Below are 22279 nucleotides of genomic sequence, written 5' to 3' on the forward strand. Positions count from 1 at the left end.
TCTTACCTGCGCACCGTGGCGGCCATCTGCAGCTGCGCGCGCAGCTCGGGGGTCAGCTGCTGACCGACCCGTTCCACCAGCCGCGCCATCGCGTAGCCGACCAGTCCGATCTCACAGCTGGGTGCGGCCAGCACCGCGAGGCACGAGCCGTCACTGATCGACATCAGGAACAGGTAGCCCCGCTCCATCTCCACCACGGTCTGGTTCACCGCGCCCGCCTCGAAGCAGCGCGCCGCGCCGAGGGTGAGGCTCACCAGCCCCGAGGACACCGCCGACAACTGCTCCGCACGGTCGCGGGGCAGGCCCTGCGAGGAGGCGAGCAGCAGTCCGTCCGCGGACACGACCACGGCGTGCGCGACCCCGGCCACCCTGTCGACGAAGTCGTCGATCAGCCAACTGAAGTCGTCGATCTGCTGTTCGGACGGGGAGGTCACTCCTGCTCCTTGGGTCGTGCGTCGCTGTAGCCTGCGTCGAGTTCGCTGGCCGCATTGTCCTCGCTCATCGAGTGGCGGCCCAACGTGACACCACGCTGGTAGGTCGCCAGCCGTTCACGCAGCGCGTCGGGGGAGCGGCGAGGCTTGGCGGGAGCCCGGTTCTGCTGCGGCTGCTGCGGGCGGGCCGAGGCCGAGCCGGGCACCAGGTTGGCCTTGGGCACCCGCTTGGGCAACCCGGCCTGGGTCACCCCGTCGGGCACCTGCTCGAGCAGCGCCTGGGCGGCGCGCCAGCCCTCGTCGGCGGGGGACTGCCAGCGGTCCTGGACCGGCTCGGCGGCGGCCGTCCTCGGCTCGGGCACGCTGTCGGGCGGGGCCGAGGGCAGTTCGGCATCCACGGCCGCGGGCTCGGCGGCGACCTTGGCCTCCGGCTGCGGCTGCGGCTGCGGCTCTGGCTTGGGCTGCGCCTGCGGCTCCGGTTCGGGCTGGTGCCGGGTGCCCTCCTCGGCCACCGGCGGCTGGACCGGCGCCTGCCTTGGCGGTCGCACGGGCTGCGCGGCAGGCGTCTCCTCATCGGTGATCTGGAACCACTGGGAGAGCACCTCCTCGTAGATCGGCAGTCGCTCGGTGGGCGGGTCGTCGTAGTCGAACTGGCGCGGCTGCGGCGCGGGCCAGGGCTGGAACCCGTTGTCCGAGGCGTTCGGGGTCACCGGCTCGGCGGCGGCGTCCTTCTTCGGCCGCGGCGCGAACAGGTCCATGCCCTGGGTTGGCGGCTCGGCTGGTTCCGGGGCGGGCGGTGCGGCGGGCTGGGGCGCGATCAGGCCGACCCCGCTGGTGCTGATCGCCGTGGGCGGCTCGCTGGTGGCGGGCCTGCGCGGCAGACCGGCCGGGGGCAGCGGGGTGGCCTGCGGGTCCGCGACCCCGACCAGGTTGGCGGGCACCACCACGTGCGCGGTGACCCCGCCCTCGATGTCGTCGTTGTTGCGCAGCCGAACCCGCACGTCGTGCCGCTTGGCCAGCTGCGCCACCACGAACAGGCCCATCTGCCTGGACGCGGTGACGTCCACCTCGGGCGGGTCGGCCAGCCGCTCGTTGGCCGCGGCCAGCTCCTCCTCCGCCATGCCCACACCGCGGTCGTGGATCTCGATGGCCAGCTCACCCCGGCGCATCCGCGCGGTGCGGACCGTGACCTTGGTGGAGGGCGGGGAGAAGGCGGTGGCGTTGTCCAGCAGCTCGGCCACCAGGTGGGTCAGGTCGTTGACGGCCCGGCCCTGGATGGTCAGCTCGGGGGCGGGCGCGACCTGCACGCGGGCGTACTTCTCCACCTCCGACACCGCGGCGCCCATCACCTCGGCCACCGGCACCGGGCGGGTCACCCTGCGGGCCAGGCTGGTGCCCGCGAGCACGAGCAGGTTCTCGCTGTTGCGGCGCATCTGCGTGGCCAGGTGGTCCAGCTCGAACAGGCTGGCCAGCTGGTCGGGGTCCTGCTCGTCCTGCTCCAGCCGGTCGATGACGCTGATCTGCCGCTCGACCAGTGCCTGGCTGCGCCGGGACAGGTTGACGAACATCGCGTTGACGTTGCTGCGCAGCGCGGCCTGCTCGGTGGCCAGCCGCACCGCCTCGCTCTGCACCGCGTCGAAGGCCCTGGCCACCTGGCCGACCTCCTCGGTGGAGTGCACCGGCACCGGCTCCACGGCCTGACCGGCCGCCTCCCGGTCGTGCAGGATGCGCTCGATCGCGGCGGGCAGCTTGGTGCGGGCCATCTCCAGGGCGCTGCGCCGCAGCACCCGCAGCGGCACCAGCATCGAGCGGGCCACGTACAGGGTGAGCCCCAGCGCGATCAGCAGCGCGACGACCACCAGCGCGCCGTCGCGGAAGGCGTTGGCCCGCGCGGCGCCGACCAGGTCGCCAACGGCGGCGTCGGCCTGCCCGCCGATGTTGGTGATGACCTTCATGAACAGCCCGACGGTGGCGTTGCCCAGCTGCTCCACGGAGTTGGGCACCACGGTCACCGGCTGCCCCGCGTCGGACTGCACCAGCGCGAGCTGGACCTGGCGGTTGCGCTCGTCCACCGAGGGGCCGCTGACCACGTCGGCGAGCAGCTGCCGGTTGTCCGCGCTGGCCGCGTTGGCGAACTCCTCGCGCTCGGCGTCGAAGCGGGCCTGCGCGGCGCGCAGGGCGTTGGCCTGGTCGGGCGGGAACTCGCGGTGGCGTGCCGCCGACACGACGATCGCGTTCTGCAGCGCCAGCTGTTCCTTGGCGTCGCTGAGCGACTGCAGCGAGCCGGTCAGCGGGGTCAGCGCGGGGTTGCTGACGTTGGTGGCCACGATCCGGTTCACCGCGGTCAGCGAGTTGATGATCTCGGTGTAGGAGGTCAGCGCCGCGGTGTCGGGCAGGCGGGTGGTCAGCGCGCTGTTGCGCAGCGCCCCCAGCGCGCTCAGCCCGGCCAGCGCGCGGTCCACGGCCTCGCGCACCGGACCGACCACGCCATCGGAATTCGCGGACACCTCGCGCAGGCGGTCCACGGCCGCGTCGGACTGGTCGAAGCGGGGCATGCTCTCCGAGCGCCGGCCGGCCAGGTAGGACACCACCCCGTCGCGCTCGCCCTGTAGCGCGTCGGTCACCGCGGCCGCGTTCGAGGCCAGCGCCAGTTCCTGCCGGATCCCGGCGAACTGGCGTGCGTCGTCGAGCTGGCTGGACAGCCGGAGCCCGGCGAGCACCAGCGTGCTCAGCGAGGGCACCAGCAGGACGATGATGAGCTTGCTGCTCAGGCGCCAGTTGCGCAGCTGCCACCAGCGGCCAGCGGCTGCCGCCGCGTCCGCGGTCGAGGGCTCGCCGTTGTCCGCGAGCCCGTCCGCCGCCTGCTGGCGCAGCTCAGCCGCGTCGGCCTGACCGCGCACAGTCAGCACACTCCCCAGTGATCGAATCGGGCATGGTTCGCCGAAGGTGGATCTTGGAGTGCCCCGGGCTCATTCCATACCGCCGTTCGGAGTAGATCCATGCAGGGATATGCGCATAGTGGTGCCTTCGGGGGAGTCTGATCAAGCCTTTGGCGGGCTGGACTGGTCCTGGCGGTGTGGAGATGATCCTGCAACGTAAGAAACCTGGTGACGACTTGTGGTCTTCGTGACTGTTGGGGGGCTCGCTGTAGACCGACCTGAACAACCTCACTCCATCAAGCGTCATCCATATTGACGATTGAATCACGCACAGTGTTCGATCTGCTACGGCGGCCCCCCCGTAATGGCCGCACCCCGCATTTGGATCACCCCCGATCCCCCGATCGGCCCCTCGTGAGGAGAGTTCACTGATGGCTACCCGCCCCACCCCACCCGTCCGCCGAACGGGTGGTGGTGCTCGCCGGGCCGCGCTGGCAGCCGTGACCGCGCTCGCGGTCCTGACCAGCGGCTGCAGTCTGCTCAACGGTTCCAGTGGCCAGGACGGCACCGCGCAGTCCGGTGGGCGAACAAAGATCAAGGTCGGCATCATCTCGCTGGTGGACGACGCCCCGGTCAAACTCGCCCAGGCCAAGGGTTTCTTCGCCGAGGAGGGCCTGGACGCGGAGGTGAAGGTCTACCCCTCCGTCAACCAAACCTTGCCCGCACTGACCAGCGGCGAGATCGACGTCACCCTGATGAACTACGTCTCGTACTTCCAGGCGATCGCCAAGAAGGCATTGGACGGCAAGGTCATCTCCGACGCCTACCAGGGCACCCCCGACTCGATGGTGCTGCTCGCCAAGCCGGAGTCCGGAATCCGCGCACCCAAGGACCTGGCGGGCAAGAAGGTTTCCGTGCATGCCAAGGGAAACATCGTCGAGCTGCTGATTAAGGCCGTGCTCCAGGACAATGGCGTGGACCCGAATTCCCCGAACTACGTCGAGGTGAAGTTCCCGGACATCCCCAAGGCGCTCGACAGCGGCACCATCGACGCGGGCGGCGACCTGGAGCCCTACGTCACGCAGGCGGAGCAGCAGTTCGGCGCGCAGCCCACGTTCAAGATCGTGACCGGGGCCACCAGCGACATCCCGCTCAGCGGTTACGTGGCCACCAACAAGTTCATCAGCGGCAACGGTCCCGCGGTGACCGCCTTCCAGCGTGCGATGGTCAAGGCCCAGAAGGCCGCCGCCGACCGCACCACCCTGGCCACCGTGCTGCCCGAGCTGACCGGTGTCGACCGGCAGAGCGTGGCCCTGCTCAAGCTGGGCGTGTACCCGACCTCGGTGGACGCCACCCGGTTGCAGCGCGTGGCCACCCTGATGAAGACCTACGGCTACCTGCAACAACCGATGGACGTGAGCGCTCTCGTGGTCCCGGCCCCCGCGAGCTGAGGCCGTGATGCCGAGCCTGGTCCGCAAGCTCGTGGGGCTGGTCGGCTTCCTGCTGCTGTGGGAGGCCGCCAGCCGGTCCGGTCTGGTCTCGCCGAAGTCGGTGCCCCCGGCCTCGGAGGTGCTGGCCCGCTTCGTGGGGCTGTTCGCCGACCGGAAGTTCCTGGTGGACGTGGTGTCCACGGTGCTGTCCTGGGCCATCGCGCTGGGCTGCGCGGTGGTGCTGGCCGTGCTGCTCGGCCTGGTGCTGGGCAGCGTGCCGGTGCTGCGCGCCATCGCCATGCCGATCGTGGAGTTCCTGCGCCCGCTGCCCGCCGTTGCGCTGATCCCGCTGGTGATCTCGCTGCTGGGCACCGACGCGCAGACCAAGATCGTGCTGGCCGCCTTCGCCGCGGCCTGGCCCACGCTGATGAACACCATCTACGCCCTGGGCGAGGTGGACCCGCAACTGGCCGACACGGCGCGGTCCTTCCGGGTGGGCAGGGCTCGCACCTTCCTCACCGTGACCCTGCCCAGCATCAGCCCGTTCGTGCTCACCGGGGTGCGCATCTCGGCCTCCATCGCGCTGATCGCCGTGGTGGGCACCGAGTTCCTCGCCGGGGGCAGCGTCGGGCTGGGGCAGTACGCCTACGTGTGGGGCACCAGCGGCGGGCGGATGGACGTGGTGCTGGCCGCCGCGGTGTTCGCCGGGGTGTTCGGCTGCCTGGTCAACGCCGGCTTCTCGCTGGTGCAGCGCAAGTGGGTGTCCTGGGGACCTGAGGGGGCCACGGCATGACCGCCATCTCGTTGCCGCAGAACAGGGTTCGCACGGTCCAGCGCTGGCTGGTCTTCCTCGGCGCGCTGCTGCTGTGGCAGGTGCTCGCCGCGCGGGCGGCCAACCCGTACTTCCCGCCACCGGTGCAGATCGCGGGCGCCGCGGGGCGGCTGTGGCTGTCCCCGCTGCTGGGCACCAACGTGCTGCCCAGCGTGGCCCGGCTGCTCGGTGCCTGGGCGGTGGCCTCGGTGCTGGGCGTGGTGATCGGCCTGGGGCTGGGTCGTTCCCGGGTGGTCGCCGACTACTTCGAGTTCCTGTTCAGCTTCCTGCGCACCCTGCCGCCCCCGCTGCTGGTGCCGGTGTTCATCGTGGCCTTCGGCATCGACAGCCGGATGGAGATCGCCGTGATCCTGTTCGGCGTGATCTGGCCCGTGCTGCTCAACACGATGGACGGGGCCCGGTCGGTGGACCAGGTCAAGGTCGACACCGCCAGGGCGTTCCGCATCTCCCGCGGTCGCTGGGTGCTGGGCGTGGTGCTGCCCGCGGCCTCGCCCAAGATCTTCGCGGGACTGCGGGTGAGCCTGTCCATCTCACTGATCCTGATGGTGATCTCCGAGCTGGGCGGCAGCACCAGCGGCATCGGCTACCAGCTGGGCACCGCGCAGGGCCAGGTGGACCTGCCCGGCATGTGGGCGTGGATCGTGCTGATCAGCCTGCTCGGCTACGTGTTCAACAGGGTGCTGCTCCAGGTCGAGCACCGCCTGCTCGCCTGGCACCGCGGCGCGATGGGGTGGGAGCAGTGAACGGCATGTTGGACGTCAGCGGGCTCGGGCACACCTACGGCAGCGGGGACAAGGCGCACACCGCGGTCGGCGAGGTGTCGTTCACGGTGGAGCCCGGCGAGCTGGTGTGCATCGTGGGGCCCTCGGGCTGCGGCAAGTCCACCCTGCTGCGCTGCGTGGCCGGGCTGCTCGAGCCGAGCAAGGGATCGGTCTCGCTCCACGGGAATGCGGTTTCCGGCGTGCCGGACGACCTGGCCGTGGTGTTCCAGGACTACAGCCGTTCGCTGCTGCCCTGGCGGACCGTGGCGGGCAACGTGGAGTTCCCGCTGCGCGACCGGGGACTGTCCAAGGCGCAACGCCGGGACCGGGTCGCCGAGGCGCTGTCCTGGGTCGGCCTGAGCAAGGCGGCGGGCAAGCACCCCTGGCAGCTGTCCGGGGGCATGCAGCAGCGGGTCTGCATCGCGCGGGCGCTGGCGTACCGGCCCGCGCTGATGCTGATGGACGAGCCCTTCGCCTCGGTGGACGCCCAGACCAGGGCGGACCTGGAGGACCTGGTGCTCAAGGTCCGCGAGGAGGCGGACATGACGGTGCTGCTGGTGACCCACGACATCGACGAGAGCGTGTACCTGGCCGACCGGGTGCTCGTGCTGTCCGGTTCGCCCTCGACCGTGGTGGAGACGCTCAAGGTGGACCTGCCGGGTCCGCGCGACCAGATCACCACCCGGGGCAGTGAGACCTTCGTGCGGCTGCGCACCGAGGTCGCCCAGCTGATCCGGCACTGATCGAGCGTGCCCCTTGGGACCTGCGAGGTCCCAAGGGGCACGGCGTCAGAACGGGGTCAGGGTGATCGTCATCGCGGTGGGCGCGGGGTCCTGGACGAACGCGGCGAAGCCGGCGACGTCGTCGAACGCGAAGCCGTAGGCCCTGCCGTCCACGCTGTTGGCGTGCATGACCTTCGAGTACAGGTTCGTCGTGGCGGCACGGTAGAACCGCTGCGGGTCCGTGGCGGGCTGGGCGCTGGTGTCCAGCAGGGTGGTGCGGTTGAGCGCGGCGCCGAGCACGGCCGCGACCGGGCCGGTGACGCCGTCGTTGCGCGCGGCCAGTGCGCCGTCGCAGAACAGAACGTCCTTTGTGGACGGCTTCCTGATCGGCGCCACCCCGCCGGAGAAGGTCAGCACCTCCCCGGCGACCCGCCCGGTGAACCTGCCCCGGTCCGTGGTGACGACCAGGTCGGTGGACTGGTACCTGGTCCAGACCTGCTGGATGTGGGAGTCCAGGAAGTCGGCGGGGAACAGGCCCGCCTCGATGCCGTGGCCGGGGGCGATCACCCGCTGCCCGCCGTCCACGACCAGCTTGCCGAACACCGGGTCGGCGGCCAGTGCGGACAGCACCCTGGCCCGGCCGCCGGGGACCAGCGTGCCGGTGGTCTGCGAGCGCTGGCCGTCCAGCCGGATCGCCAGCGGCATGCTGAACATGTCGACCATGGTGGTGTTGCAGAACATCCCGGCCTCGTTGAAGGTGAACTCCACCCAGTCGTGCAGCACGCCGAAGCTCGGATCGGTGCGCACCCACCCGGCAGGGAACCGTAGCGCGGGCTTGCCCGCCCCGTCCGCGACCACGGTGAACCTCAGCTTGTCGTTGGCGGAGAAGTAGACCCGGCCGGACATCCTCGGCAGGGTGAGCTCCGCGTCCCCGCTCGCCGGGAACGGGATGCTCAGGTCGGCGAAGCCGCCGGGCCCGTTGTCCGACAACGACACCGCGCTCAGCGTGCCGTCCCCGCGGACGAACGCCTGGTTGCCGCTGGCCAGATCGGTGCCCACGACGTACATGGACAGCGCGTTGTTGGCGTGCACCCCGGTCTTGTTGACCACGCGCAGCCGCAGGCCCGCCGGGGCGGGTGCGGCCGTGGCGCCGGTGGTCCAGGTCGCGATCGCCGCCCCCGCGGGCGCGGCCACGGCCAGTGCCGCGGCGCCGCCAAGCAACGCCCTCCTGCTGATCATCCCGCCGACCTCCTCCTCGCGTCGATGCCTGGCGCTCGACACGTACGCGGCCGGAGCTGAATAGGTTCAGACCAGTGTCGGCCCGGCCGGGGTGTAGATCGTCAGTCGCAGCGCGGGGTCCTCGTTGGCCTGGAAGGTCGCGTAGTCGAAGCGGAGCGCGCCCCTGGCGGGATGGTGCAGGAGCTTCTGGCCCGCCCCGCTGCCGAGCACCTCGTGTTGTTCCCACCAGGTGCCGAACTCGGGACAGCCGTGGCGGAGCCGGGCCGACAGCCGCGTGAACGCCGGGTCCGGGGCCCACAGGTCGTGTACCGCGCGGAACTGGGCCACGACGTGTTTGGCCTGGCTGGCCCAGACGTCACCGAACAGGCGCCGGGCCCCGGGGTCGAGCAGGAGGTAGTCGAGGATGTTGCGGTTCTCCTCGGCGATCTGACCGAAGTCGGTGATCAGGTCGGCGGCGGCGGAGTTCCACGCCAGCACGTCCCAGCGACGGCCGGTGAGGTAGGCCGGGTGGCCGAGGCTCTCGACGAGGCGCCTGAGCCCGCTCGGCACGCGTTCGCGGACGAAGGGGGCCTTCGCCGGGGCGCGGGCCAGCGTCCGCAGATGGACGCGTTCGGTGTCGTTGAGTCGAAGCGCCTGGGCCAGGGCGTCGATCGTGGCGGTCGAGGGGCTGACGGTCCGGCCCTGTTCGAGGCGGATGTACCAGTCCACCCCGATTCCGGCCAGCTCGGCCACTTCCTCGCGGCGCAGGCCGGGCGTGCGGCGCCTGGGGCGGGCGGGCAGGCCGACCGCCTCGGGAGTCAGCCTCTCCCGACGGGAGCGCAGGAACTCACCGAGTCCGCTGCGGTGCTCGGACATGATCGTCACCTTTCGGCAGGGTGGCACTGCGCAGTCCTAGGACAATGCTAGGTCTGGATGCGGTGGCGTGGGCCGCCCACGATGGGTCCGGTTCTGACGAGACTGGTCCGGAGAGGGCGGAAACACCATGAAAGCCGCGGTTCTGAAGGAATTCGGCGCGCCACTGTCGGTGCAGGAAGTGCCGGACCCGAAGCTGGGTACCGGTGAGGTGATCGTCGACGTCGTGGCGACGGCCGTGCTGCCTTACACGGATGAGGTCTTCAGCGGTGCACGGCGGTACCTGCTCACCCTCCCGGTGGTGCCCGGACTCGGGGCGGTCGGCCGCGTGCGCGCCTTCGGACCGGACGCGACCCGGCTCGCCGTGGGGGACTGGGTGCTGTGCGACCCGACCGTGCGCTCGCGGGACGGCGTGCTGACCCCGGACATCACCCTGCAGGGCTGGAGCGCCCGCGGCGAGGGCGGCCTGCACCTACAGAAGCACTACGGGCAGGGCTCCTTCGCCGAGCAGTTGCTGGTACCGACCGAGAACGTCTTCCCGCTCGGGTCGATCGACCCGGCCCAGGCAGGGCGGTGGACCGCGCTGGGCGTGTGCCTGGTGCCCTACGGCGGTCTGCTCGCGGCCGGGCTGACGGCCGGCGAGACGGTCCTGATCAGCGGCGCGACCGGGAACTTCGGCAGCGCCGCCGTGGCCGTCGCGCTCGCGATGGGCGCCGGGTGCGTCGTGGCGCCGGGCCGCAACGGGGCAGTGCTGGCCGACCTCGAACGACGGTTCGGCCCGCGACTGCGCACCGTGTCGCTGACCGGTGACGAGGAGACGGACCGCCAGCGGATGAAGCAGGCGGCGCCCGGCCCGATCGACGTGGTGCTCGACCTGCTGCCGCCCACCGCGGGGACGAGGCCGGTGCGGGCCGCCGCCATGACCGTCCGCGAGCGCGGCAGGGTCGTGCTGATGGGCGGGGTCGGCATGCTCGGCGGCGAGGACCTCGCCCTGCCCTACCCGTGGATCATGCGCAACAGCATCACCGTCCAGGGGCAGTGGATGTTCCCGCCGGAGACCAACGCCCGCCTCATCGAGCTGGTCCGATCGGGTCTGCTGGACCTGGGCCAGTTCGAGGTCACCGAGTTCGCCCTCGACGAGGCCGAGAAGGCGGTCGCGCATGCCGCGGCGGGCAACGGGCGGTTCGCGGTGACCGTTCTGCGGCCATGACTCCGTAACGGATGCGGGACACGTCGCGACCCGCTGCCCAGCATGCCGCCGCCCGGTTGACGATTGCCTGATTTGGTTCAGACCACGTCAAGGGTGTCGGCAAGGGTGGCGGGTCGTTGACGGGGTGATCGGTTGATCACCATGTTGGTAGCGCGATCTCTTCCAGACCCCTGTCCTCTTGAGGAGCTAGCGTGAGACGAACCGTTGTCGCGCTCTCGGCCGCCTGCCTGGCGGCTGTGTCCCTGCAAGTCAGCACCAGCGCCGCGGCCCCTGTGGTGCCGGGCGCGGTGACCGCCGACGCCAAGTCCCTGGCCATCAGTGCCGGTGACTCCGCCGCGGCCTCCGGCCTGGACGCCCTGGCCAAGGGCCCCGATGAGCAGTTCACCCGCAGAGCCGTCTACCAGGGCGGCAACCCGGGCAAGCGGGATCTGTACTACCTGTCCTACGACCGCACCTACAAGGGCCTGCCGGTGATCGGCGGTGACGCCGTGGTGGCCACCGACGCCGCGGGCAAGGTGCTCGACACCGTGTCGGCGAACAAGGGCACGCTGGCGCTGAACACGGCGCCCAAGCTCAGCCCGGAGAAGGCCGACACGATCGCCGCCGACCAACTGTCCCGTGTGGACAGTCATGTGAGCACGACCCTGTCCGTGCTTGCCGGGGGAACCGGCACCCTGGTGTACGAGTCGGTGCTGACCGGCAAGGCCAAGTCCGGGGCGCCGAGCAGGCTGCACGTCTACGTCAACGCGCGCACCGGTGCCGTGGAGGGCACCCGCGACGACGTCCGGGCGGGCACCGGAACCAGCCAGTGGAACGGCCCCAACCCGCTGACGATCGCCACCAGCAACAACAGCACGGTGGACGCGACCCGGCCCGGCCTGCAGTGCGTGGACTACTCCACCAGCCAGCCGTTCACCAAGGCCAGCAACAACTTCGGCAACGGCAACGCCACCAGCAAGGAGACCGGCTGCGTGGACGTGCTCTGGTCCACCCAGCACGAGTGGGACATGCTGAAGAACTGGTTGGGCCGCAACGGGATCGACGGTAACGGCCGCGGCGTCACGGTGAAGGTCGGCCTGGGCGACATCAACGCCTACTGGACCGGCGACCACATCGAGATCGGTCACAACCAGGCCAACGAGTGGATCGGCTCGATGGACGTGGTGGGCCACGAGCACGGGCACGCCATCGACCAGTACACCCCCGGCGGCGCGGGCACCGAGGCCGGGCTGGGTGAGGGCACCGGCGACATCTTCGGCGCGCTGACCGAGGCCTACACCAACGAGCCCGCACCCTACGACGTGCCGGACTACACCGTCGGCGAGTCGATCAACCTGGTCGGCAACGGCCCGATCCGCAACATGCAGAACCCCTCCTCGGTCAACGGGGACCCGAACTGCTACTCCAGCGCCATCCCCAGCACCGAGGTGCACGCGGCGGCCGGTCCGCTCAACCACTGGTTCTACCTGCTGGCCGAGGGTTCCGCGCAGAGCCCGACCTGCGACAACTCCACGGTCACCGGCATCGGCATCCAGAACGCGGGCAAGGTGTTCTACAACGCCATGCTGCTCAAGACCTCCGGCATGTCCTACCGCCGCTACCGCACCGCCACGCTGACCGCGGCCAAGAACCTGGACCCGACCTGCGCCCAGTACAACTCGGTCAAGGCCGCGTGGAACGCCGTCAGCGTGCCCGCCCAGTCCGGGGACCCGAACTGCACCAGCACGCCCACCAACGACTTCAGCCTCGCGCTGAGCCCGAGCTCGGGCACGGTGCAGCCGGGCGCCTCGGTGACCTCCACGGTGCAGACCACGACCACCACCGGCAACGCGCAGTCCGTGGCGCTGACCGCGACCGGCCAGCCCGCCGGGGTGACCGTGTCCTTCAGCCCGTCCTCGGTGACCTCCGGCTCGTCCTCGACGATGACCGTGAACGCCTCGGCCAGCGCGGCCTCGGGCACCTACACGATCACCGTGAAGGGCACCGGCAGCACCAGCCACACCGCCACCTACAGCCTGACCGTCGGTGGCAGCACGCCCACCAACGACTTCTCGGTGGCGCTCGACCCGACCAGCGGCTCGGCCACGGCCGGGTCCTCGGTGACCAGCACGGTGTCCACGGCCACCACCGCGGGCAGCGCGCAGTCGGTCACGTTCAGCGCGGCGGGCCTGCCCTCCGGTGCCACCGCGGCGTTCAGCCCGTCCTCGGTGACCTCCGGCGGCTCCTCGAAGCTGACGATCTCCACCACCGCCGACACCGCGCCGGGGACCTACAGCGTCACGGTCACCGGCACCGGAACGGGCGCCGCACACGCGGTGACCTTCACGCTGACCGTCACCGGCACGCCGGGCGGCTGCGGCGGGATCGCGGAGTGGAACGCCGCCACCGCCTACGGCCCGGGCGAGACGGTGTCGCACGCCGGGCACAAGTGGAACTCCACCTGGTACTCGACCGGGGCGGAGCCCGGTGCGCCGGGGTCGTGGGCGGTCTGGCAGGACGCAGGGGCCTGCTGATCGCCGCCTGAAGTGATCAGCGGCCCCGTGACGTGCCGGGGCCGCTGGTCACTGGGCGTGGTGCGCCGCCTCGCGGGCGATCTCGCTGCGGGAGTGCGCGGCCAGCTTGACCAGGATGTGCGAGACGTGCGTCTGCACGGTCCGCCGGGACAGGAACAGCGCGCCCGCGATGTCCGGGTTGGACCTGCCCTGCGCCACCAGGTGGGCCACCTTCAACTCGGTGGGCGTCAGGCTCTCCCAGCCGGTGGTCGGCCGGTCCCGCCTGCCGCGCTGGCCGCGCCGCACCCCGTACGGCCGGGTGCGGGCGTCGGCCCTGCGCACGTCCCAGTCCGCGCGCAGCTCGGCGTAGACCTCGATGGCCTCGCCCAGCGCCGACCGGGCCGCCGCGGTGTCCCCGTTCTCGGCCAGCAGCACCGAGGCGTCCTCCAGGGTGGTGGCCAGTTCCAGCCGCCGGTGCGTGACCCGGTAGTGCTCGGCGGCGGCCAGCAGTGGCCCCGCGTCCCGGTCCAACTGCCCCTGGCAGCGCTGGGCCGCGGCGAGCTTGGCCGGGGTGGCCGAGACCTCCGCCTCCGCACGGCACACCTCGGCCGCGCTGCGGGCGGTCGCGTCCTCGCCCGCGAGCACCGCCAGCCGCACCAGCTCGGGCAGGCACAGGTAGCGCACGTCCATCTCCAGCGCGGTGCCCGGGGTCAGCACCGGCAGCAGTTCGGCGCACGCCTGCGCGTGCAGCCCGTCCCGCTCGGCGGCCAGCGCGCGGGCAAGCAGCACGTAGCCGGCGTTGCGCCGGTCGTCGGCGATGGCCAGCGGCTCGGTCTTGACCGCCTTGAGGTGCACCGAGGCCGTGGTGCGGTCATCGCGGTGCCCGGCGATCAGCGCCAGCAGGCCGTGCAGGGTGAGGAAGGAGTAGCGCCCCTCGGACAGCTCGGGGATGGACTCCAGCTCGCTGAGCGCGTCGTCCCAGCGGCCCAGCCGGAAGTAGTAGGTCGCGATCATCACGTGCACCTGGGTGAATCGCGCGGCGCCCGCCTGCTCGGCCAGTTCGCGGACCAGCCGCAGCGTGCCGTCCACCGCGCCCAGCTCGTCCAGGTTCTGGTCGGCCATCACCCGGTTGGTGAGCAGCAGCAGGCGCAGGTCCAGGTGCTCGCGGTCATCGCCGAGCACGGTCAGCGCCTCGTCGATCAGCTCGCGGTTGCGCCGCTCGTCCCCGGCGAAGTTGCGCTCCAGGGACAGCACGTGCAGCCCCACGCCGACGGCCAGCCGGTCGGTGGCCGCGCGGCCCGCCTCGATGGCCAGCTCCGCGGTCTGCCGCGCGGCGGCGTAGTCCCCCTCCACCGCCCGCACCAGAGCGGTCAGCGCCCGCAACCGGGCCGCCCACTCGGCGGGCAGCCGCTGGGCCAGCGCGGAGTCCAGCTCCGCCAGGGCCTCCGCGCTGCGCCCGGTGCGCATCAGCGTGTAGGCCAGCACCCAGGCCATCTCCGCGATCCGTGCGGGTTCCCTCGTCCTGCCCAGGATCTGCCGTGCCTGCTGCGCCGCTTCGGCGTTGCGGCCCATGCCGGACAGCGCCGTGGCCAGCCAGCTGGCGAGCAGGTCGCGCCGCGGGTCGTCGGAGCGCACGTGGTCGATGGCCCTGCGCAGCAGCTCGATGGCCGTCTGCGGGGCGCGGTGCGTCAGCGTGGGCGCCACGTCGGCCAGCCAGCCAAGCACCCACTCGTCCACGGTGTCGGCGGCGGGCAGCAGCTGCTCGGCGACCTGCACGGTGGGCGCCCCCGCCTCGGACAGGGCGCGGGCGGCCTCGTGGTGCAGTGCCGTGCGCACCGCCTGGGGCGTGCCTTCGTAGAGCGCCTGGCGGATCAGCGGGTAGCGGAAGGCCAGGCTGGCGCCCGCCTCGGTGATGACCCCGGCCCCGACGGCCTCCTCCAGCACGGCGATCAGCTCGCTGGCGGGTCTGCGCAGCACCACCGCCAGGTCGTGCACGGCGAACTCGGTGCCCAGCAGCGCCGCCGAGCGCAGGGTCGCGGTGGCCTGTTCGGAGAGGAAGTCCAGCCGGTCGGCGATCGCCGCGGCCAGCGAGGCGGGCGCCCGGCCGCCCACGGCCCGGCCCGCCAGCTCCGCCACCCCGCCGGTGACCCGGATGCCGCCCTCGCGGGCCAGCGCGTCCACCAGTTCGGTGAGGTAGCCGGGGTTGCCCGCCGCCCGCTCGGCCAGGTGGGTCAGCTCGGGCCCGCAGGACTGGCCGCCCGCCCTGGCCGCGACCAGCCGCAGGGACTCCTGGGGCGCCAGCGGACCGAGCACCCGCGTCGTGCCCCCACGCCCGGACAGCCCGCGCCGCAACTGGTCCAGCTCGGCCCGGCGCGGCACCGGCCGGTAGGCCCCCACCAGCAGTAAGGGCAGCTGTTCGACGGATCGGCCCAGCCGGTGCCACACCAGCAGGCTGGCCTGGTCGGCCCACTGCATGTCGTCGAGCACCAGCAGCACCGGCCGCGACTCGCAGGTCCGGTCCACCAGTGCCAGCAGCAGTTCGGTCGCGCCCAGCACCGGGTCGCCGGTGCCGGTCATGCCGGGGGAGTGCTCCTGGCGCAGCAGGGCGAGGATCTCGGTGCGCCACGGGTCCTCGGGCCGGGTGGCGACCTCCAGGCAGTCCAGCACCGCGCGCAGCGGGAACGGCTGGCCCAGTTCGTCGGCGGCGCCCCAGAACACCTCGCAGCCCAGTCCGCGCGCCGCGGCCAGCCCGGTGGCCAGCAGCGCGGACTTGCCGATGCCGGGATCGCCCTCGAGCAGCACGCACCGGCCGCGGCCGGCCACCGCGTCACGGAGCAGGCCCTGCAGCAGGGCGACGTCTGCGTCGCGTCCCGCGAAGGTCTCGGTCGCCGCGGTTGGCCGCATGGTGCGAGCCTAGACGGATCTTGAGCCCGGCCGCGCCCCCGCCACCCGGACGCCAATCCGGTCACGCACCGTCGTCAACTGTCCGGTTGTCGGGCGCGGTGGTAGCCCACAGTGGTGAGGCCTGTCGGCGCCGTGCCACATTTCTCCGCCTATTGGCGGATGTCCCGGGTCGGACATGAGCGGATCGTAATCAGTGTGGCGGCTGCCACACCTCAACAGAGCAGTTGAGGGGCGAACGGAAGGCGGTGAGCACGGATGGTGCTCTCGATGAAGCACCCCAGTGCCACTCCCGGCGGGGACAGCGGTCTGGACCGGCTGCTCGACTCCTACCACCACATGGCCGCGGACGTGCTCAGCGCGCACGTCCGGTCCGGCGAGCACTGTGTGGACTGCGGCCAGGTCTGGCCCTGCGCACCGGTGCACTCGGCGGCCTTCGCCCTCGACCTCTAGGACCTGTACTGGGGGTCTGGGGTGGTCCGGACGGCTTGGGAGGGCCAGGCGGACCGGCATCACTTGGTCGAGTGATGCACCGAGGGGAGACATGAACGCGGTGGTCGTGGGCGGGGGCAACGCCCGCGACCACCGTCTCACCTGAACGGGTGTAGGCAACCCGGTGTGATGCCACTGGGGCGGCGCCATTCGTCGCAGCGGAGAACCGGGTCACACCCGGTCGGCCTACTCGTCCGCACGCAGCGTGGGTAGTGGACTCGTGCACGCAGCCATCGGGCTGGAGATGCCGGACCCGGCTACCGCTACTCGCGAGTAGTTACGTAGCGTCGGCGCCGTGAGAACGGGGATCCCGCTCAATCCCGTGTGGTGGGTCGAGCCGAACGAGCACGAGCTGGCCATCCAGGTGACACATCCCGAGGGCGCCCAGTTCGCCGATCGCACCGTCAGTGAGGCGGGCGCCGAGGTCAAGGTGGAACTGGCCAGTGCGGGCGAGCTGCTCCCGGTGGCCGGCCGCAGTCGCGTGGACGCCACCCTGTCCACCCTGCGCGTGCGGCTGACCAGTCCGATGGCCGACCGGCGGCTGGTGATGACGGTGGACGGCAAGCCGATCACCGCCTCCCGGGTGACCCCCTCCGAGCAGGGCGTGGTGCAGGCCGAGCCGCCGACCGCGGACACCGTGGACGTGCGCAGGCACCGGGCGGGCGAGCCGGTGCGCGCGGGCATTCCCGAGGACGGCAGGGTGCCGCGCTACTACGCGGTCAAGACCCAGCTGCTGGACCTGACCAGGGCCTGGGGCGAGGGAGCCGTGCTGCCCTCGGAGCGCGAGCTGGCCGAGCGTTTCGGCGTGGCCAGGATGACCCTGCGCCAGGCGGTGTCCGAGCTGGTGCTGGAGGGCAAGCTCCAGCGCAGGCACGGCAGCGGCACCTACGTGATGCCGCCCAAGCTGGTGCAGCCGCTGTCGCTGGTGAGCCTGACCGAGGGCATCCGCAGGCAGGGCGGCACACCCGGGCGCAAGCTGGTGACCATGGAGCACCTGCCCGCCGATGCCACGCTGGCCGAGGACCTGTGGATCGAGCCGGGCGACCTGGTGCTGCACATCGAGCGCACCGTGGTGGCCACCGGGCAGAACGTGGGGCTGGAGTCCACCTACCTGCCCGCGCGGCGCTTCCCCTCCCTGCTGGACGTGTTCGATCCCGCCGGGTCCCTGCACGGCTGCCTGAGCAACCAGCTCGGCGTGGTCTTCGCCGAGGCCGAGGAGCGGGTGGAGACGGTGCTGGCCACTCCCCGCGAGGCGAAGCTGATCGGGACGAATCCGGCATTGCCGATGCTGCTGCTGCACCGGCTGTCCTTCGACCCCGAGGGCGTGCCAATCGAACGGGTCCGCTCGTTGTTCCGGGGGGACCGGTTCAGCTTCAGCACCCGGTTGCGGCCCGAGGACTGAATCCGGCTCGACTTGCCCTGTTGGGATGATTCTGCTGCGCCGGTCGGTTAATTGTTAATCTGTCGCGCGAGCAACCTGTGGGCGAGGTACGGCGTCGGCTGGATCTGCTCGACCCCGGTCGGGGGAGGGGCAGGTGGGAAGCATTCGGCGGCGCGTTCACCGGGTGTTCACCGGTACTCGGTCACAAGTGACACGATCGGGTGTGATTGGCTCTCGTCGTGCGTGGTTTTCCGCTGAACGGGTACATCTGCTCGGTGACGCGTAGCATGGGACTTGCCCGGCTGACCGCGCGCCGGGTGTTCCGGCCCATTACCGGAGCGGGTTCGCGGTGGTTTCGTGAATCGAGTGCGAAAGCCGGGGGCGCAAAAGATGAACTCATCCAGATGCATCGAAATCTGCCATCTTGTGGCAGACCGGCTTGACGTGTCAAGCTGACTTCAAACCCTGTGATATAGATCACGTAACGCCTGGATGATGCGCACTTCTGGCACCCTCGCTCGTTACACTCGATGTAGCGCCGCGAATACCGGGGACTGTGCAAGTGCGGCTGAATATGTGGGGAGCCACGTGTTCGTTAGGGCCCTGGTATGACCGACTGGTACCTGCGACAGCGCACCGACCCGCCGGCACTTCTGCCTGCGACGACCGATGACGCGGTGAGCACAGCCTGCGCCGAGCACCTGCTCGTGGTCGGCCGCTGGCAACGCCTGGTGGAACTGGTCACCGTCGATCCCACACTGCGGCTGCACCTCGCTCTGTGCCCGCCCAACGAGCTGGTCGACACGGTCACCGGCCTGCACGGTCCCAGCGACGCCCTGTACCCCCAGCACCCGCGCTGCCCGGGCACCGGCCTGCCGGTGGCGCTGCGCACCCTGCTGTCCCGATCGGGGGTGAACGGGCCGACCCTGCTGGAACGGGTGGTCGCCAACCGGCACGAGCAGCGGGTCGACCCGCTGGACTTCCTGATCGACTACCTGGTGCGCCCGCTGATCGCGGTGTTCCGCACCCTGCTCGACCGGCACGGGCTCGCGCTGACCACCCTGGACGACCGGGGCATCATGTTCGAGCTGACCCCACAGGTGCGCGCCACCGGCCGCGTGGTGCTCAGCGACGTCACCCTGCTCCAGGACAGCGCGGACCTGGACGTCATCGAGCGGGACCGCGCGGTGCGCGCGCTGCACAAGGCACTGGTCGAGCTGGTCTCGGCGTTCCAGCAGACCAGCTTCGACGGAAAGCGCTACCGCGAGCGCAGTGTGCGGGCCGCCGTGGAGCGCACACTGGCCGCCGAGCTGCGCTTCCTCGACCCCGACACCGCCGAGCTGCTGCACGGGGACCACCCGCTGGACCGCTACGTGCACAGCGTGCCGCCCGCCCAGGACAAGCTGCTGCACGAGGTGCTGCGCCGGGTCGAGGAGCGGGCCGCGCTGCGCCGCAAGGACCCCGACCGGCCGGTGCCGCTGGTGGTGATCGACCTGGACCTGTGCGGGCTGGTGCCCAAGGCCAGGACCCTGCACGCGGCCAGGACCCTGGCCAGGCCACGGCACGGCGCCCCGCAGGGCATCCCCGAGCTGGCCAGGCCCAGCGCCCTGCGTGCGCTGCCCTCGTACTCCAAGCCCGCCTGGGACCGGTTCCTGGAGGTGTCCGGGGTGGCCGGGCGCTACCCCGAGGTCGCCTGGGACGAGGTGCACGCCGAGTTCTGCCCGGCCTTCTACCGGCCGTGGGAGCGGCTGCGCTCGGACTCGCTGGCCCCCGGCCTGGTGCGCTTCGTGCGCGACGTGGAGGACGCGGGCGGCGAGGTGGTGTTCAACACCGGCCGCCGCGACCGGGTGCGCGACCACACGCAGGCCGTGCTGGCCAGGGGAGGGCTCTCGCACGTGCGGCTGCTGACCCTGCCCGACGACCGGGTGCGGCCCATCGCCGAGCTGAAGATCGAGAACCTGCGGCGGCTGACGGGCACCGACGTGGTCGCGGTGTTCGACGACCTCACCGAGAACCGGCAGGCCCTGTCGCTGGCCTTCCCCGGGGCGATGGTGCTGGCGGTGGAGGCCCCAGGCTTCGCCAGCGACCGGGCACCGGGCTGCCCGCCGCCCGACGGGGCCCCGCTGGTGGCCACCTTCGAGCGGCTGCCCCGGCGGCACGGGGTGATCTCGGCGCTGTCGCACACGCACTCCGTGGCCGAGTTGCAGGTCGGTGAGCTCGGTGTCGGGCTGCCCGTGCGCGGGCACGCCGTGCACCTGTCGCTGCGCCAGTCCCGGCAGATCATCGACCGGCTCGTGGCCGAGGCCGACGCCAGCGGGGAGCGCACCGCCGCCGCGGCGCCCGGCCACCTGCGCGAGGCCCTGTCCGGGGTCGCCGAGCAGCACGAGCGCACGGCCTTGCTGCTGCACCACGTGTTCCTGCGCAAGCAGTTCCACCGCGGTTCGCGCAGCACCTACACCCCGGACATGGCCCGCGCCGACCTGTTGCCGTTCCTGCGTTCCGGGGCGCCGATCCGGATGGTGCTGCCCGGTTTCCCGATCAAGCACAGCCAGAGCGGGCTCAAGGCGCTGGGCAACCTGCCGGATCTGGCCGAGCTCGGCGTGCTGGTGCGGCTGCGGGAGTTGCAGCGCGCGGTGAGCTGCCTCTACCCGCCGGGCCTGGACATCACCGTGCTCACCGACGGCAACCACTTCCGCCCGCGCCCGCCCGCGATCGTGGACGGCTACCTGCGCAAGCTCAACCAGTACCTGAGCCTGGTGGGCGGGCACGACTACCTGCGGTTCCAGGACATCGACGAGGTCGCGCGCAAGCACATCGGCCCCTCCCTGGCCGAGGACCGCACCCTGCTGATCGAGTACCACGAGCGCGGCTACCGCAAGGCCTTCGACGGCCTGGACATCACCCGCAACCCGGTGGCCACCCTGGCCGGTGCGGACCAGGTGGACCCCACCCCGGGCGGTCTGTCCTTCCGGGAGCTGTTCCGGTCCATCCTGCACTCGGTGCCCGTGCCGCTGCCCGCGGGTCGCGACCTGCTCACCTGGTCCAAGGCCGTCTACGCGGACGTGTACCACGTGGACGACAACCGGACCGCGGGCGAGGTCGTGCAGGCCCGCCGCGAGGTGTTGCAGGTCGCCTGGGACGACACGATCCGCTACCTCGCCGCCGCGCTGACCGACCGCGAGTTGGAGTACGAGAAGCTGTTCGGGCACCACGTCCGGTTCACCGTGAGCATGCCCTCCCCGGGACGGGTCGGTTTCACGGCGCTGGGCGGGTCCGCGCTGCTGCCCTGGCACGGCACGGCCGCGGTGGACGAGCGCGGCACCCTGTCCACCGACTTCGCGGTGTGGCTGTACGACCAGGGTTTCGTGCCGGTGTACTCGCCGCTGCTCGGGGTGCGGCAGCCCTGGCTGATGGCCCCGGCCACGCGCACCGCGGTGGTCGACCCCGCACGCGGTGCCGAGCTGCTGCCCGACCTGCTCGACGGAATCCACTTGCGCCGCAAGTGAAGGCTAACGCGGCTGTCGGCGGGGACGATCACACCACGTGTGAGACCTCGACTCCTCGCCGCGCTGACGTGCGCCGCCACCGCCGCCTGCACAGCCCTGCTCGCACCGACCGCCGCCGCGGCCACACCCGGCCCGGACATCGCCGTCAGCCTGGCCGGGAACTACCCGACCACGCCCAACAGTTTCGGCAACTTCTCGGTGAGCTGGACCTCGGTGGGCGGGGCCGACTACTCCGGCGTCACGCACCTGACCGTCGACCTGCCGCCCGGTCTCACCACCGGCGGGGCGCTGATGTACTCCACGCCCTACGACTACACCTTCACCGAGACCGTGTCCCCGGACGGCCGCCGCCTGGAGGCGACCTTCCTCGGCCTGCGCACGCCCGGTCGCGGGGACTTCATGAAGGTGCAGGTCCGCTCCTCGGCCAGCACGCCCTCCGGCGTGATCAAGGCGACGGTCGCCAACCGCGAGGACCTCAACCCCGCCAACAACGTGGCCAGCTACACCGTGAACGGCCCGCAGACCCCGCCCGCCGTGCCGGGTGCCCCGCTGGTCACCGGCATCTCCACCAGCACCGGACCCGGTAGCGGCGGCACCTCGGTCGTGCTCACCGGGTCCAATCTGGACAACGGATTCGTGTTGTTCGGCAACGACAACAGCGCTGCCGTGTCCTGCACCAGTAGCTCGTGCACCGCCACCTCACCCGGTGGCACCGGCACCGTGCCCGTGGCCGTGGTGACCCCGGGCGGCACCGCGTACGCCCCCGGCCCGTTCACCTACACCGGCCCGGGCCCCACCCCGCCGCCCGCCCCGGCCGTCAACAGCCTGAGCGTCCACAGTGGACCAGTCGCGGGCGGGACCCTGGTCTACGTCCTCGGCTCGAACCTCGCGGGCGGCTCGGTGCGTTTCGGCGGGCTGCCCGCCGCACACGTGTCCTGCGGCACCGGCTTCTGCAGTGCCACCTCGCCCGCCGGGGTCGGGGCCGTGCACGTGACGGTCAGCACCGCGGGCGGGACCAGCGCGAGCACGGGCAGCGACCTGTACAGCTACACGCCCTGAGCGGGACTCACCCGCCTGCGGCCTAACCTCGCGTGTCGGCGCTTGCGGAACGGTGTGTCGGCGCTTGGGGAACGGACTCCCACGAGCTGGGA

15 protein-coding genes are annotated in these 22279 nt (G+C 71.6%); 10 read left to right on the forward strand and 5 right to left on the reverse strand.

Features of this window, described 5'->3' with window-relative positions:
* Positions 1 to 2: 2 nt before the first annotated feature.
* Together KALB_RS17510 and KALB_RS17515 are read right to left on the reverse strand one after the other, a co-directional pair.
* Positions 3 to 434 (reverse strand): roadblock/LC7 domain-containing protein, encoded by a 432-nt coding sequence (locus KALB_RS17510; RefSeq protein ID WP_025357016.1) that lies wholly within the window; start codon positions 432 to 434, stop codon positions 3 to 5.
* Positions 431 to 3331, reverse strand: coding sequence for a sensor histidine kinase (locus KALB_RS17515; RefSeq protein ID WP_148309499.1), 2901 nt, complete (start codon positions 3329 to 3331; stop codon positions 431 to 433). Before KALB_RS17515 ends, KALB_RS17510 begins: the two co-directional genes overlap by 4 nt.
* Positions 3332 to 3741: 410 nt before the next feature.
* On the opposite strand from KALB_RS17515, the gene KALB_RS17520 reads away from it, so the two are divergent.
* From KALB_RS17520 to KALB_RS17535, 4 genes are read left to right on the forward strand one after another with little or no spacing between them, the layout of a single operon-like run.
* A complete protein-coding gene (locus KALB_RS17520; protein ID WP_025357018.1) occupies positions 3742 to 4761 on the forward strand; it encodes an ABC transporter substrate-binding protein in 1020 nt (339 codons plus the stop codon).
* A 7-nt stretch (positions 4762 to 4768) separates the two neighbouring features.
* Positions 4769 to 5533, forward strand: a complete 765-nt coding sequence (locus tag KALB_RS17525) for an ABC transporter permease (RefSeq protein WP_025357019.1) — start codon at positions 4769 to 4771, stop codon at positions 5531 to 5533.
* Complete coding sequence (locus KALB_RS17530; RefSeq protein ID WP_025357020.1) at positions 5530 to 6315, forward strand: ABC transporter permease; 786 nt, start codon at positions 5530 to 5532, stop codon at positions 6313 to 6315. Before KALB_RS17525 ends, KALB_RS17530 begins: the two co-directional genes overlap by 4 nt.
* Positions 6312 to 7076, forward strand: a complete 765-nt coding sequence (locus KALB_RS17535) for an ABC transporter ATP-binding protein (RefSeq protein WP_081789372.1) — start codon at positions 6312 to 6314, stop codon at positions 7074 to 7076. The genes KALB_RS17530 and KALB_RS17535 overlap by 4 nt, the downstream gene beginning before the upstream one ends.
* Positions 7077 to 7121: 45 nt before the next feature.
* Here the strand turns inward: KALB_RS17535 and KALB_RS17540 are convergent, their stop codons facing one another.
* Both KALB_RS17540 and KALB_RS17545 read right to left on the reverse strand, forming a co-directional pair.
* Positions 7122 to 8294, reverse strand: a complete 1173-nt coding sequence (locus KALB_RS17540) for a beta-1,3-glucanase family protein (RefSeq protein WP_025357021.1) — start codon at positions 8292 to 8294, stop codon at positions 7122 to 7124.
* Between the two features lie 66 nt (positions 8295 to 8360).
* Positions 8361 to 9149, reverse strand: coding sequence for a helix-turn-helix transcriptional regulator (locus KALB_RS17545; protein ID WP_030109114.1), 789 nt, complete (start codon positions 9147 to 9149; stop codon positions 8361 to 8363).
* A gap of 127 nt (positions 9150 to 9276) precedes the next feature.
* Here KALB_RS17545 and KALB_RS17550 point away from each other — a divergent pair, with 127 nt between their 5' ends.
* Together KALB_RS17550 and KALB_RS17555 are read left to right on the forward strand one after the other, a co-directional pair.
* Entirely contained in the window at positions 9277 to 10356 is a 1080-nt protein-coding gene (locus KALB_RS17550) for an alcohol dehydrogenase catalytic domain-containing protein (RefSeq protein ID WP_025357023.1), read from the forward strand.
* A gap of 191 nt (positions 10357 to 10547) precedes the next feature.
* Positions 10548 to 12869 carry a M4 family metallopeptidase gene (locus KALB_RS17555; protein ID WP_025357024.1) on the forward strand — a complete coding sequence of 774 codons (2322 nt, stop codon included), beginning with the start codon at positions 10548 to 10550 and terminating at the stop codon, positions 12867 to 12869.
* Positions 12870 to 12917: 48 nt separating this feature from the next.
* Here the strand turns inward: KALB_RS17555 and KALB_RS49850 are convergent, their stop codons facing one another.
* Complete coding sequence (locus tag KALB_RS49850) at positions 12918 to 15752, reverse strand: helix-turn-helix transcriptional regulator (RefSeq protein WP_025357025.1); 2835 nt, start codon at positions 15750 to 15752, stop codon at positions 12918 to 12920.
* A gap of 267 nt (positions 15753 to 16019) precedes the next feature.
* Here KALB_RS49850 and KALB_RS17565 point away from each other — a divergent pair, with 267 nt between their 5' ends.
* The 4 genes from KALB_RS17565 (at position 16020) to KALB_RS43980 (ending at position 22187) form a co-directional block, all read left to right on the forward strand.
* A complete protein-coding gene (locus KALB_RS17565) occupies positions 16020 to 16202 on the forward strand; it encodes a hypothetical protein (protein ID WP_148309500.1) in 183 nt (60 codons plus the stop codon).
* A 676-nt stretch (positions 16203 to 16878) separates the two neighbouring features.
* Positions 16879 to 17643, forward strand: a complete 765-nt coding sequence (locus KALB_RS17570; protein WP_030108484.1) for a GntR family transcriptional regulator — start codon at positions 16879 to 16881, stop codon at positions 17641 to 17643.
* A 587-nt stretch (positions 17644 to 18230) separates the two neighbouring features.
* Complete coding sequence (locus KALB_RS17575) at positions 18231 to 21128, forward strand: L-tyrosine/L-tryptophan isonitrile synthase family protein (protein ID WP_025357028.1); 2898 nt, start codon at positions 18231 to 18233, stop codon at positions 21126 to 21128.
* A gap of 39 nt (positions 21129 to 21167) precedes the next feature.
* Entirely contained in the window at positions 21168 to 22187 is a 1020-nt protein-coding gene (locus KALB_RS43980) for an IPT/TIG domain-containing protein (protein ID WP_025357029.1), read from the forward strand.
* Positions 22188 to 22279: the final 92 nt, after the last annotated feature.

Source organism: Kutzneria viridogrisea DSM 43870, assembly GCF_000525635.1.
GTDB classification, from domain to species: Bacteria; Actinomycetota; Actinomycetes; order Mycobacteriales; family Pseudonocardiaceae; genus Kutzneria; species Kutzneria viridogrisea.